This is a genomic window from Kurthia senegalensis (assembly GCF_000285595.1).
GTDB lineage: Bacteria > Bacillota > Bacilli > Bacillales_A > Planococcaceae > Kurthia > Kurthia senegalensis.
The window spans coordinates 28,167-41,476 of record NZ_HE611066.1 but is presented as its reverse complement, the minus strand read 5'-3'; the positions used below and the strand labels follow the sequence as shown (position 1 = coordinate 41,476).

Annotated in this window: 12 protein-coding genes and 1 pseudogene; 7 read left to right on the top strand and 6 right to left on the bottom strand. The window is 37.2% G+C overall.

Going from position 1 to position 13,310, the window contains the following annotated elements:
- Positions 1 to 81: 81 nt before the first annotated feature.
- On the top strand, positions 82 to 2,013 hold the full coding sequence (thrS, locus tag KSHG_RS07625; protein WP_010304283.1) for a threonine--tRNA ligase: 1,932 nt from the start codon (positions 82 to 84) through the stop codon (positions 2,011 to 2,013).
- Positions 2,014 to 2,084: 71 nt separating this feature from the next.
- On the opposite strand, the gene KSHG_RS07620 is transcribed toward thrS, so the two are convergent.
- Positions 2,085 to 2,528 (bottom strand): Lrp/AsnC family transcriptional regulator, encoded by a 444-nt coding sequence (locus KSHG_RS07620; RefSeq protein ID WP_010304281.1) that lies wholly within the window; start codon positions 2,526 to 2,528, stop codon positions 2,085 to 2,087.
- A gap of 141 nt (positions 2,529 to 2,669) precedes the next feature.
- On the opposite strand from KSHG_RS07620, the gene KSHG_RS07615 reads away from it, so the two are divergent.
- Positions 2,670 to 3,251, top strand: a complete 582-nt coding sequence (locus tag KSHG_RS07615) for a DJ-1/PfpI family protein (protein WP_010304279.1) — start codon at positions 2,670 to 2,672, stop codon at positions 3,249 to 3,251.
- An 86-nt stretch (positions 3,252 to 3,337) separates the two neighbouring features.
- Here the strand turns inward: KSHG_RS07615 and KSHG_RS16410 are convergent.
- Positions 3,338 to 3,580, bottom strand: a pseudogene (locus KSHG_RS16410) (Lrp/AsnC family transcriptional regulator); the annotation flags it as partial.
- Here KSHG_RS16410 and KSHG_RS07605 point away from each other — a divergent pair.
- From KSHG_RS07605 to KSHG_RS07595, 4 genes are all read left to right on the top strand, one after another.
- Positions 3,562 to 4,104, top strand: a complete 543-nt coding sequence (locus KSHG_RS07605) for a hypothetical protein (protein ID WP_010304275.1) — start codon at positions 3,562 to 3,564, stop codon at positions 4,102 to 4,104. The pseudogene KSHG_RS16410 and the gene KSHG_RS07605 sit on opposite strands and share 19 nt — an antisense overlap.
- Before the next feature lie 31 nt (positions 4,105 to 4,135).
- Positions 4,136 to 4,711: a hypothetical protein gene (locus KSHG_RS19210; protein WP_010304274.1), complete on the top strand. Its 576-nt coding sequence runs from the start codon at positions 4,136 to 4,138 to the stop codon at positions 4,709 to 4,711.
- Positions 4,712 to 4,715: 4 nt separating this feature from the next.
- Positions 4,716 to 4,778, top strand: coding sequence for a hypothetical protein (locus KSHG_RS19205; RefSeq protein WP_083844878.1), 63 nt, complete (start codon positions 4,716 to 4,718; stop codon positions 4,776 to 4,778).
- A 257-nt stretch (positions 4,779 to 5,035) separates the two neighbouring features.
- Positions 5,036 to 6,817, top strand: coding sequence for a S9 family peptidase (locus KSHG_RS07595; RefSeq protein ID WP_010304273.1), 1,782 nt, complete (start codon positions 5,036 to 5,038; stop codon positions 6,815 to 6,817).
- Positions 6,818 to 6,886: 69 nt separating this feature from the next.
- On the opposite strand, the gene KSHG_RS07590 is transcribed toward KSHG_RS07595, so the two are convergent.
- Positions 6,887 to 7,984, bottom strand: coding sequence for a low temperature requirement protein A (locus KSHG_RS07590; protein WP_010304271.1), 1,098 nt, complete (start codon positions 7,982 to 7,984; stop codon positions 6,887 to 6,889).
- 110 nt (positions 7,985 to 8,094) lie between these two features.
- Entirely contained in the window at positions 8,095 to 8,511 is a 417-nt protein-coding gene (locus KSHG_RS07585) for a hypothetical protein (RefSeq protein WP_010304269.1), read from the bottom strand.
- Positions 8,512 to 9,369: 858 nt separating this feature from the next.
- Here KSHG_RS07585 and KSHG_RS07580 point away from each other — a divergent pair.
- Positions 9,370 to 9,972, top strand: coding sequence for a DUF4166 domain-containing protein (locus KSHG_RS07580; protein WP_010304267.1), 603 nt, complete (start codon positions 9,370 to 9,372; stop codon positions 9,970 to 9,972).
- Positions 9,973 to 10,051: 79 nt separating this feature from the next.
- On the opposite strand, the gene KSHG_RS17445 is transcribed toward KSHG_RS07580, so the two are convergent.
- Both KSHG_RS17445 and KSHG_RS16400 read right to left on the bottom strand, forming a co-directional pair.
- Positions 10,052 to 11,449, bottom strand: coding sequence for an SMI1/KNR4 family protein (locus KSHG_RS17445; protein ID WP_010304265.1), 1,398 nt, complete (start codon positions 11,447 to 11,449; stop codon positions 10,052 to 10,054).
- 175 nt (positions 11,450 to 11,624) lie between these two features.
- Positions 11,625 to 13,310 (bottom strand): suppressor of fused domain protein (locus KSHG_RS16400; protein ID WP_010304263.1); only part of this gene is annotated, 1,686 nt, incomplete at its 5' end.

The following is a 13,310-nucleotide window of genomic DNA, read 5'->3' as shown; positions in this document are numbered from 1 at the left end:
GTATACAAGCATGTATTCGTCCCTTTACGGGATGAGTATATGCTTTTTTTATTTACCAAAAAAACGAAAAGGAGAGGTAGTATGTCAAATCAAGAAGTAACAATTCAATTTCCAAATGGCGAAGAGAAGCGCTTTGTCAAAGGTGTTACGCTAACCGAAATTGCCAAGTCAATTAGTCCAAGCTTAGCGAAAAAATCAATTGCGGGAAGTGTAAATACGACGACAACCGATTTGACACGACCAATTCTCGTGGACGCTGAAATTTCGCTGTATGATGCTTCATCAAAAGAAGGCTTAGAGGTACTTCGCCACTCGGCAGCCCACCTACTTGCACAGGCGGTCAAACGTTTATATACTGATGCAAAATTCGGGGTTGGGCCGGTGATTGAAAATGGCTTTTATTACGATATCGAAATGAATCATACACTTGTACCAGAAGATTTGCAGGCAATTGAACGAGAAATGAAGAAAATTGCGAGTGAAAACCATTTAGTTGTGCGAAAGGAAGTAACGCGCGAAGAAGCAGCACAAATTTTTGCACAGGACCATTTAAAGCTCGAACTACTTGAAGCCATTCCAGAGGGTGAGCTTGTCACAGTTTACGAGCAGGGTGAGTTTGTCGACTTATGTAGAGGACCACATGTACCATCGACGAATAAATTACAACACTTTAAGCTAATGAATATTTCAGGTGCTTACTGGCGTGGTGATAGCAATAATCAAATGTTGCAACGCATTTATGGTGTAGCCTTTGCAACAAAAGAGGATTTGCAGGATTATTTCGTATTCCTTGAAGAAGCTGAAAAGCGTAATCACCGTAAGCTTGGAAAAGAGCTAGAGCTGTTCATGTTCTCAGAGGAAGCGCCAGGCATGCCGTTTTATTTAGCAAATGGTCAAATTATTCGTAATGAACTGGAAAGCTTTTTACGACATTTACAAACAGCGTATGACTACAAAGAAGTGCGTACACCATTGATGATGAATCAACGTCTGTGGGAGCAATCAGGACACTGGCAGCATTACAAAGAAAACATGTACTTCACACAAGTAGATGAACAAAAGTTTGCGTTAAAGCCGATGAACTGCCCAGGACATATGCTCATTTATAAAAACGACTTACATTCATATCGTGACCTGCCAATTCGTATGGCTGAGTTCGGTCAAGTGCATCGTCATGAGTTTAGTGGGGCATTAAATGGCTTGTTACGTGTACGTACATTTTGTCAGGATGACGCCCATATTTTCGTCACACCTGCGCAAATTGAGGATGAAATTACATTAGCTTTGCAAATTATTGACCATGTATATAAGGTCTTTGGCTTTGAATATGACATTGAGCTATCAACTCGTCCAGAGGATTATATGGGTGAACTCGCATTATGGGATCAGGCAGAGCAAGCACTTGAAAATGTATTAAATCGTTTAGGTTTCCCTTATAAGATTAATGAAGGTGACGGCGCGTTTTATGGTCCGAAAATTGATATTCATATTAAGGATGCAATTAAACGTAGCCACCAATGTGCAACTGTGCAATTAGATTTCCAGCTACCAGAGAAATTTGATTTAACATATATCAACGAAGACAATGAAAAAGTACGTCCTGTTGTCATTCACCGAGCTGTATTTGGTTCGATTGATCGTTTCTTAGGCATTTTAATTGAGCATTTTGGTGGTGTTTTCCCGTTATGGCTTGCACCAAAACAAGTGCAACTCATTGGTGTTTCCACTGTGCATCAAGATTATGTGAATGAAGTAAAAGAGGCTTTGCGTAAGGAAGGTATTCGCGTCGTAGTAGATGAACGAAATGAAAAATTAGGGCGAAAAATCCGAGATGCCCAGCTGCAAAAGGTCCCATATATCCTTGTGCTAGGGGATGAGGAAGTCAATACGCAATCGGTGTCTGTTCGAACTTTTGGACAAGACGGATTAGAAAAAATAGCTATTGCTACATTTATTCAACAAATTAAACAAGAAATTAATCAGAAAAAACTGCCGACATCAATTAATCTATAAGTATTACCTGAATTGTTTAGTATCGCTTCTTAAAATAAAATGATATAGATGAAAAACAGCTCATTCCTATGCTAATTGGAATGAGCTGTTTGCTTAGACGATACCACATTATTTTCTCGTCCTGATAGAACAATATTTGTTGATGGTGTACCGTAAGGCATGGCCGCATCAATAAATTCCTCTAATTTTTCAATGGATGATGTAGCAATTTTCACGATATAACTAATTTCGCCAGCAACACGATAACATGACAATACATCTGGATGGCTATAACAAAACTCTGCAAGCTTTTTACAATTGGAGGATTTAAACAACACGATTGCTACGATGCTACGATCAAGCTGAGATAAATCAAATTCAGTGCGATAGCCTTTAATAACGTGCTGTTCTTCAAGTTTTTTAATACGTTCAGCTACTGCTGGAGCCGATAAATGTACATGTCCAGCCAATTCTTTCGTCGTCATTTTTGCATTCTTTTCAATCTGCTGTAAAATTTGATAATCAATTGAATCCATTTCTTCGCCTTCTTCTAAAAAGTAAATAAAGGAATTTTCCGTTGAATAAAAAGGATTATTAGATAAATACCTTTTTTAAAATATATAGAAAAGTGCTTCATTCGTCTACACTTTATGTAAAGAAATTAGGAGGTAGTGGAAATGAAAAAAATACTGTTGTTGTTAGCGAATGGATTTGAAGCATATGAGGCGAGCGCATTTACCGATGTACTTGGTTGGAATCAGCTTGAAGGAGATGGTTCAACAGTTGTTGTGACAGCTGGTTTACATAAGGAGTTAAAGGCTACTTGGAATTTCTGTGTGACACCGGAAAAATTATTGATGGATGTAAATTTAGATGAATTTGATGCGCTTGCGATTCCAGGAGGCTTTGAAGAGGCAGACTTTTATGACGATGCCTTTAGTGAACAATTTGGAATGGTGATTCGTCATTTTAATGACCAACATAAGCCGATTGCATCGATTTGTGTTGCGGCACTTGCAGTTGCTCATAGTGGTGTATTAAAAGAGCGACGCGCAACAACATACAATCACCCTACAAGTAAGCGCCTCGCACAACTTGCAACATATGGTATAAACATTAGTAAAGAGCGTATTGTAGTGGATGATAATATTATTACGTCAGCTAATCCAAGTACAGCGATGGAAGTCGCTTTTACATTATTAGAAATGTTAACTTCACCGTATAATACGGCAAAAGTGAAAGATTTGATGGGTTATTGAATATTATTTATCTATTAAGTAAATCAATACGTAAAAGTGAACAACCATTGAAAACTAGTCATTATAGGGCTCAATGGTTGTTTTATTTATTTTACCTCTGAAAAAATAAAATTTGTTTTCGTAGAAGCAAGCGGTAATAATTGATCAATAAACTGCTCAGCATCTTCAAAGTTCGCAAAATGTGCTTTTACGATAAAGCAAGCATCGCCGGCAATGCGATAGCAAAAATCGATATTTTGTAAAACTGTAATATGCTCCTTAAATTCTGTGTAGCGATTATTTTTGATTGTCGCTTCAATAATAGCTGCGATTGGATAGCCAATATTTTTATGATAGGACACAGTCATTTATTAATGAAGTAGATAATGTTTATATTTTTATTGACGAAGTAATATTTGATGATGATGGAGCTGGAGAAATTGCGGATATAGTCACTATAAAAGTAAATGAAAAAGCTAGAAAAATTCAATTTCATTTTTATCATTGTAAATATTCTAGTGAAGCTCAACCGGGGGCACGTGTATCAGATTTGTATGAAGTTTGTGGACAAACAGAGAAATCTATTATGTGGAATGATAATGCGATTGAACTCATTCAAAGGATGATTGAAAGGGAGAAAGTCAGAGTAAAAGATTATAGTGATACAAGGTTTGAAAAAGGCGATTTAGAAACATTATATACAGTAAAAAAGATGGTTAGATCGGGATTTGAAACAAATTTAGAGATTTCAATTGTTCAACCAGGGGTTTCCGTTTCAAAAATGACTAGTTCGATGAAGCAAGTGATATTAGCAACAGACACTTATTTAAAAGAGATATATGGAATTCCATTATCTTGTTATTTTAGTCATTAATAAACGCTGATCTTGTGAAGGGTGTGTAGTAATGTTTAACCCATTTAAAACTAAGCCCTATAATATTGATTTATTCTTTGAAAAATTAGAGAAAAAGCAATATGAAAGTATCAATCAAGAGGAATTCAAAGAGATTGTAATGGAAATCAACAATATATTCAATGGTAGTGATGATTCAATTGAACAGTTGAGCAAACAGGAATTAATCCAGCGATTGGATCATTTATCAAGGGGGATGGCTCATTGCCATTTAAATAAGCAAACTAAGCATTATATCTTCAGCAATTTATATAAACTAAAAGAAGGCATTAGTTCAGAATCTCGGCGAAGCTTATTTATTGATAATTTGATGGTAATTGAAGATGAACTGAGCATTGAGAGTATCTATGTGGAATTTCGTTTTGGCAGTATAAATGAGCGACCTTATTTATTAATGAAACATTCTTACGGTAATAATAGCATCATGAACTTAACAGAAAAAGTACTATCAACAATTGAATATGAATACTTGAAACTAAAGTATTCAAGACCAAATTTGCCAATCAACTTCAGTTTTCTTCTCTGGAATATCTTGAACTTGAACTCGCCATTATGTTCATTGGTTTAATCATATTCGTATTCATGGAATATTAGGGTATTTAACGCCAATGGCATTCAAATTACAGCTCTCATAATTTTTGTCCAATTTACTGTTGCCATTCCACAGTTATTTGAACAACATATGTAAATATTTTAAGGATACTTAAAAGTGAAAAAAATGAGTTTTAAGAATAAGATAGATAGAAGGAATTAATTAAGTACCAAGCATTATGGTGTTTGGTACTTTTATTTTATCTAAATATTCTAACAACTAACCCCTATCCTCATCGAATTATGTCATAATGTAATAAGGTAAACTAGATGATTATTCAGAGGGAAGAGGAGTGGTAGTATGGTAGTGTTTCCGAAGCCGGATGTGGAGCAGTTTTTACGTACGTTTTCTGTGCGTGATTTTGCGGTGAGTCCGGATGAGTCGCAGCTTGTTTTTAGTACGAATTTGAGTGGGAAATCCAATGTGTGGGCGATGAACTTTCCAAGTCATTTCCCTGTACAGCTGACGTTTAATGATCAAGATTGTGCGGGATTGATGTATGAGCCGAATGGGCAGTTTATTTTAGCGGGTTTTGACGAAGATGGGGATGAGAATACGCAATATTATGCGTTTCCACCTCAAGGGGGCACGCTTGCGAATGTCGTGTATGAAGCGGGGACACGTAATATGAGCCCACATCTTTCAAAGGACGGGGCACGTTTGTATTATAGTTCTTCTAAAGGCAACCCACAATTTATGAATACGTATGTACAGCAAATAGAAACGGGTGAGCAGCATCTACTACTAGAGGGGAAAGAGGCATTGACGGCGATTGAAGCGGTGAGTCCGAATGAAGAGACGCTACTTTATGTGAAGTTTTATGCGAATACGTACTCTCTTTTATATGCGAAGCAAGGGGATACGCATATTCGAATGACGCCTGATACAGATGAGCAGCATACCGTAGATAGTCCTGTATTTGTAGGGGAAGAACTCGTCTATTTCTTAACGAATTATGATGCGGACTTTACTTATTTAGCGTCATTTGATTTACGTACGAAAGCCTTTCAAAAAGTGAAGGCACTCGAAAAACAAAACTTCAACGTATTAAAATATGATGAAGTGAATGATTGTTTGTATATTGTATCGGAGCAAGGTGTAGAGGAGCGGCTATACACGTTTGACCTCAAGACGGAAGAACTGCTTTCGATGCCGGCACCGTGTAGCATTTTCCTTAAACTCGTTGTAGCGAAGACAGGAACACTTTATGCGTTAGGTGGTAGTGCGACGAAAGCGTTTAACATTTTCAAGTTAGAAGATGGTCAATGGGTTCGCCTAACGAATTATCAAGTACCGGGAATTGCGGAAGAAGCGTTAGTAGAACCGGACGTTGTGACGTATGAGTCATTCGATGGTTTACCGATTGAAGCATTATTTTTCAAAGCGAAAGAAGAAAATGCGAACGGTAAAATTATTTTTTGGCCACACGGAGGACCACAAGCATCTGAACAAAAATTTTTCCGTGCGGCTTTCCAATTTTTCTTATACAATGGCTATCATATTTTTGCGCCAAACTTCCGTGGTTCTACAGGGTACGGACTTGCTTTTTCGAAAATGGTGGAAGGGGACTGGGGACATGGACCGCGTCTTGATAATGTAGCGGGATTGGATTGGCTCATTGCGGAAGGGTATGCGAATAAAGGAGACATTTTCTTAATGGGTGGCAGCTACGGCGGCTATATGGCACTTCTTCTACACGGTCGCCATGCCGACTATTTCAAAGCGGTCGTCGATATTTTTGGTCCGTGTGATTTATTTTCGTTCTATCATTCTGTACCAGAAGATTGGAAACCGATTATGAATCAATGGGTAGGCGATCCGGTGAAAGATCGTGATAAATTTATCGAAGATTCACCGATTACGCACATTGCGGGTATGACGAAGCCAATGTTTGTCGTACAAGGAGCAAATGATCCACGCGTCGTCCAAGCGGAGTCCGATAAAATCGTTGCCTCATTAAAAGAAAAAGGCCGCGATGTTTCTTATTTACTTCTACCAGACGAAGGACATGGCTTCTCGAAAAAAGAAAACGAAATTGCCGTATATCGTCAAATTTTAGCATTCTTTAACCGGTTTCAATAATGAAATACTAAGCAAATCAAAAGAGCCTTCATGATTTCAAAATTATGAAGGCTCTTTTCGCATTACGACTTATTTTAATGAGATAAAGGCATATATAACGAAGAATAACACCATCATCACTAAAATAAAGAAGTTAGAAATAAATGTCGCTTGAATAAAGATCATCGCGATGAAACAAGCTAATAGTAACCCAAGAATGACAAAGTGGATTTTTTGCAGTTTCGTATGCGTATAGCGATACGCTTGGAAGACGACGATTGTCGCAACGACATACGTTGCCATCGAAACAAAAATGAACGTTAAAATAAACGGTATGTCCATTTTTTCTTCAAATAATAAACGAATTGAAATCGTTAGCATACTAATCGCAATCAAAATGAATAAATGACCGTAAATAATCAATTGACCGGTTGATTTAATCGCTTTGTTGACTTTGATGTCCAAGTTGTCAAAGTATTGCCAACCCATTGAAATAATTAAGATGAAGAACAGGGCACCGTATAAAATATTATGCCAGTCTCCAGGGTGTGGTTGGATAATAATGATTGTGCCGACAAGCATCTCACCGAATAAAATCGTCGTAAATTGGCTAAAACGCTCAATTAAATGTTCTGTATCAACAGGGCTATTTTTCAAATGCTTACGCCCGAATAGCGGTATGATAATATCGACCGCAATCCCTGCGTATAAAATAACGTAGCGCCACGTATCGTCGAAAAAGATTGAGCAGAAAGAAATGATAATACCAACCCAAAAATATTTTCCTAAATACGAGGCAACGTCTTTTTTCGCACCCGTTTCAAGTTTTGCGGCTAACATGTATTGAAGGGCTGTTAATACACGAAGACCTAAGTACCCGATAACGAATGGTAAGAAGTATGAGTCGAAGTCTGTTGATAAACTCGCAATCATCACGAGGGCAAAGATCATTTGCAAAATCATAAACAACCGATGATGTAAGCCATCTTCACCGAAGCGGTTCGTAAATAACGTTTGACCGACCCAGCTCCACCAAATTGGAATAAAGATTAAAATGAATTTAAAAATATACGTGAACGGAATTTCGCCATCCTCTACATGAATTAGTACCCCTGTAACGGTTGCGATCGCAGCAACGAATAATAAATCCGAGAACAGTTCTAACCATGTTACTTTTTTGCTTTCCATAAAACGCCTCCTAGCTTATTCAAATAGTATAGAGGTTTGAAAAGATACTGTAAATAAAGAAAGACAGCGTGCAAAGCTGCACGCTGTCTTTCTATTATATGAGATGGTAATTAGAATTTGATTTTGTATGTTACCGGTTTTTTATATTTAATCTCTTGTCCGGCAACAGTAGCACCGTACAATTTATATCCACGTACATAAGCTGTGCCACCTTTTTTATTTTTATTTAATTTATAAGAGAAATTTTTATATTTGTAGCCAATTGGGAAAGAGACACCTGTTTGAACACTTGATGCTTTAACTTTTTTAACAATTCCTTTACTATTACGTGTTACTTTAACAGTAGAAGTGATTTTTGAAACACCTGTATGTTCAACATATTTATATGATTTTGTTGTAGTTTTCGCTTTCGCTTTCGCCTGAGCCGTAATTGTTTGAGCCGTATTATTAGATTGCAAAGGTGCTGTCGCAAGTAATGATGTACTTAATGCGATTGTTGAAAGTGCTGCTACTAATTGTTTTTTCATGTTGAAAACCCCTTTTGGAATAATTTATTTTTTACAAAATGTATATTAACACATTAAAAAGCATTTTTATTAATACATATTTAAAAAATACCATTTATACTATAAAATACTTTTTTGTATTGATTTTTAGTACCTAGTATAAGATTATTCAATATATTCATATTGAATAATTATTCCTAAATAGTCAAAATAACGTATTTTTATAACTTTTTAATAGAAAATAATTATAAAAAATGAATACATAGGTGAGATACTGATTTTTTTTGAATAAAATTAGTATCTGTTATCATATGAAAAAAATTAGAGAATATGTGATCTTATTATTTTTTTATGCAATGCGAAGAATTTTTTGTTTCCAAATTTTCTTATTATTTTATGTAAGGTTTTACATGGTCGATTGTTTTAAATATGGCTGAAATATTAGAATGCCTTTTATTTATTCTAAAACAATAAGAAATCAAGCATCTCTATATTGCTTCCTCTTTTTACATTATAAAAACGGGGAGATTTACAATGCCTTTTTATTATTTACAATATTTGCTTTTTCGCGTAATGTCGTATTATCGGAATTAGCGAAAAATACATTATATCTATAATTTTAATTACATGAAAATAAAAAGATAACCTTATAAAACTTAGTTAACTTATCATTATTTATATGGTTTACTTAAGTTATCTTTTAAACCTAAGCAAATACTTGTCGTTTCAAGGTGTAAGAATACATACTAATTATTCTAATAGACAGCGTAAGTGCGTTTTCGAGATGTTTTTGCTATACGGTATATTTTTTCGAGTGATTGTTTGAAAAAACATGTTTTTCGCTAAACAGGGAATGAATGACTAAAAGGAGGTTGGCATATGTCTGTCTATAAACAATTACTGGGTGAAGATTTTAATAAACTTCACCCAATGCTACAGCATCGTTACGATACAGTTCCAGGTGAAGCTTTTCGCGCTAAGGGAATTATGAAAACTATTAAACACGGTAGTCCCCTTTTATTTCCTTTTTATCAAGCCGCGCCACTCATGGACTTTTTGTTTCCGGAGCAAGGGACTGATATACCTTTCGATATGATTCATTCATGCATAGATCAAGGTGAAAAAACTTATGATATTGAATGGTCACGCAATTTTTATTTTCCTGAGAAAAAGCGTACGTTCAATTCAACGACACGTATCGATTTAAAAACAAAACATGCATATGATTTGCTTGGGAAACCTGCAATGATGCACTCTAATTTATTATTAGATGTCACAAAAGAAGGACGTCTTATTACACGTACGAATGCGCAGCACTTATTTGGCATTATCCCCCTACCTTCTTTCTTTAAAGGAAAGGCAATTGTAGAAGATGGATTTGACGATGCACGAGGTGTTTATACGGTCCATGCGACGGTTTATAATGATATTTTGGGTACAATTATGATGTATGCGGGTGAATTTCAAGAATTAACTACATGAATTTAGCTAGATGTTTTAGTTGAAATGATGGAAGAATTTTAAACACAAAAAAACACGGATTTCTCCGTGTCTTTTTGTGTTAATAGAGTAGTTCTACAAAATCGTTAAAGGTAAAGGCACAAAAACGTGTTTGTTTTTCAAAAACAATTTTTGCTACCTCGTCATGACTTTTCCCTAATCGTACAGCTAATGGTTTAAATGGCGATGCCCCTTCGTGCAACCAATAAACCACACCTACTGGTAAAGTATTTTTACTTTCTCTTGTATAAATAAGACCAAATAGGTTCCCAAAGGGGTCACAGGCAAACGGCACAAATGGCGCCGGCATACGGTCACCCATCCGTTTGACATAGTCCAATACATAATCCGCACTTGCTGGATTAAAGGACAGTAAATCCCCTACAAAAAGCTCAATACCCCCACTTAAAAAATGTTGGTGCTCAAAACGACCCCCATTGATTGTGCGGAAGAATTGAATAAAATCTTTTGGAAATCGAACTTCTAACTGACGTTCAACCTCACGCAGACCCTCTAAAGCATCTTTTTCCTCCGTCCGGTAAATACCTGTTTGCTCAATGTCTGAGCGATCCACCCTATATTTGGTTGGGTCAGGATCATACGCCCATGTCGAGCGGCCTCCAATATGTCTTACTAAATGCGCATAGGCATTGACTAACTGCATTTTCCCCGGTTCTTCATGATGATGCCAAACTAAACCTTTTAGCTTCGGCGCACCCGCCGCTAAATCTTGTAGCTGCATCGGTGTAAAGCGGGAAGCAGATAGTGCTCCTGTTTCCAGTGCTTCCTTGAGTTGACGGAAACATTCTTCGAGCTGCACATCGCTTTCGCCTAAATAGAGTTCTTCGGGCAGTGTTGCGGTAAAGTATAAATTATTTCCCTCAAAAACAGGATAACCATCCTCATACTCTACTCGCTCTGGAAGAAGTTTTTCAAAACCTGGCTCACTCGTACGAAGTAACGCCGCATAAGCCGCCTTTCGTTCTGCTTCTGCTTTTTGTCGCGCCTCTGATTCGGCCTTTTCGAGCGCTTCATATTCCTCGTAGCTAATTAAATCTTTTGCAAACTCTGTAAAGTTTGCCGCTAAATAGCTTGTTGAGTGCTCACGTAAATGAGCAACAGCCTCCTCTTCTGTCAGGCCGTCATCCTCCATTAAATTTTCAATCGAATCGGAACCGTCATGCGTCCAATGGGCCACGGTTGGATTTTCAGGACCGTCTACGTAATCAAAACAGAAATAATCGCCACCAGGTGTTGCAGCAAAAGGCACTAATTCCTCTGGCATACGTCCTTGTTCTACAAATGTTTCTTTCGCCGTTGATAACGTATCTAGCGCAAAATTATTCAGAGTAATCGTCAATAACTGACCAAAAGAAAGACCTTGCCAACTAATATCCTCATCTAAGTAGGCGCCAAAATAAGGCGTCGCCTCTTCGAGAAAATCTAATGGTAGTTTCACTTGCAATTTCTCTTCCATTTTTTTATTTCTTGCGGTGTTGCAGGTTCTTTTACTTCGGACCAGTCAAATTGATTGAATATCATCATCTAAAAATCCTTTCCATCTTCTTTTTTTGGTATGTATTTGTCATTTATCTCCATTATATACAAAAAACATGTATTTTTCCGTGTCTTTTTTAGACAGATGGTGGTCGATTTTGTACGAATATATGCTCAGCATGCTGCTTTTCTAAGCAGTGAATCAAATCTAGACCATAAATTCCTTCGGCATAATCCATCTCTGACTCATAAATCGGGATAAGTTGATGAAGTATAACCAAAAATTCTTCATTTACAGTGGTAGAAACGAACCGTTCACTCGGTCCTCTTGATAGTAAATGCGTCATTTTTGTGTATTCGAAAAGGATTTCTTTTGTTTTCCCTTCTACAGGAAATGTTGTATTCCCATCATATTTTAAGAAGTTTTTATGCACATGATATCCAAATTCCGCCATCATACGTAAAGGCCAGTTTTTTTCTGGAAGTGTCCATTCTTCTTCAGAAGCGACCCAATTAAGTGGTAGTTTCATCATCATTTCATACGCTTCATTGTGTGTCACATTAGGAGGAATATTATTACTAACACCCAGTGTGAAAACAACATAATATGGATGTTTTTTCGTTGGATAAATGATATTTCCACTAATTTGGATCAACGGGTCATTTTCTACCGTCAAGTCTGTCAGTTGGAGCGCAATCGGTCCATATTCTTTTTCAAATTGTTGACGAACTTTCTCTGAATTAGAAACTGTTCTAATTGGTTTAGGCTGTCCATCTTCTACTGGCTTCTCCACAACGGCAGGTCGTTGAAAATCAATCACTTCCTGTACTTTTGAAGCTGCTAATTTTTCTTGTAAAGCCGTATAGCCATTTGCTTCCGCATACTGCCATTCGGCTTTATATACCGGTACCAGTTCATCGATGCGAATGTCTTCGCCTTCTACTTGCAAGTGTTGAATATCCGAATCGGTAGGCGCTGAAATCAACATACAACTTAAATGGGTTTCAATGCCGTACGGGTCTGCTAAATCCCCTTTATTCGGGACGATGACCCCTCGATTCGGCTGAACGCTTTCATCATGCGGAATACATGCTAATTTAACTAACCAATTAATCGGCCATATTTTTTCTCGGTCTGTCCAGTCTACATCCCCGTCGAGCCAATCTGCCGGCACTTTCATCATATTTTCCACATATAACAAATCATACCCAACGGCACGATCACTCATCCCTGTTGTAAATAAAACATAATACGGATGTTTGATTGATGGGGCGATAATATGCGCTTGAATCGGGACTTCAGACGGGAAGTTTTGATAATAGGTCGTTTGAATGGGTCCATACATCTCTTCGAACGCCGCACGAATGACCGCATGACTAGATGGTTCTTCGTATTCTTCTTCATAATCCTCGTCCTCATCATAGTCTTCCTCTTCATCGTAGACTTCCTTAGGCGTTGTACGCGGTACATGATCGTCTGGTAAAGTCGCATTATGGGCCTGAATGAGCGCTAAAATTTCCGTTTGATTTTGTTCTTTCGCCATCACCTCGGCATCTTTTCGTTCAAAATATAGAATCGTCGTGTCTGCGCCATGGTCGATTAATAGTTGAACGACTTCTTTGTTTCCAGATCGAATAGCACCGAATAATACATCCTTATAAGGATGAGGCGGCTCAAAATTTAGCGTTGCCCCCTGTTGTAATAAATAGCGCACCATCTCATAATGTCCTTCTGCCGCAGCTGATTTTATCGCTGTATATTTATAAGGAAAAGCTTGTTCATCGATATCCATTCCACTTTCTAGAAGCCATTTCACAATCGC

What these genes read in the sequence shown, in the direction of transcription:
- KSHG_RS07620 (WP_010304281.1), bottom strand. Translation starts at nt 2,528, where the DNA reads ATGGATTCAATTGATTATCAAATTTTACAGCAGATTGAAAAGAATGCA.
- thrS (WP_010304283.1), top strand. Translation starts at nt 82, where the DNA reads ATGTCAAATCAAGAAGTAACAATTCAATTTCCAAATGGCGAAGAGAAG.
- KSHG_RS07585 (WP_010304269.1), bottom strand. Translation starts at nt 8,511, where the DNA reads ATGAAAAAACAATTAGTAGCAGCACTTTCAACAATCGCATTAAGTACA.
- KSHG_RS07590 (WP_010304271.1), bottom strand. Translation starts at nt 7,984, where the DNA reads ATGGAAAGCAAAAAAGTAACATGGTTAGAACTGTTCTCGGATTTATTA.
- KSHG_RS07595 (WP_010304273.1), top strand. Translation starts at nt 5,036, where the DNA reads ATGGTAGTGTTTCCGAAGCCGGATGTGGAGCAGTTTTTACGTACGTTT.
- KSHG_RS19210 (WP_010304274.1), top strand. Translation starts at nt 4,136, where the DNA reads ATGTTTAACCCATTTAAAACTAAGCCCTATAATATTGATTTATTCTTT.
- KSHG_RS07580 (WP_010304267.1), top strand. Translation starts at nt 9,370, where the DNA reads ATGTCTGTCTATAAACAATTACTGGGTGAAGATTTTAATAAACTTCAC.
- KSHG_RS07615 (WP_010304279.1), top strand. Translation starts at nt 2,670, where the DNA reads ATGAAAAAAATACTGTTGTTGTTAGCGAATGGATTTGAAGCATATGAG.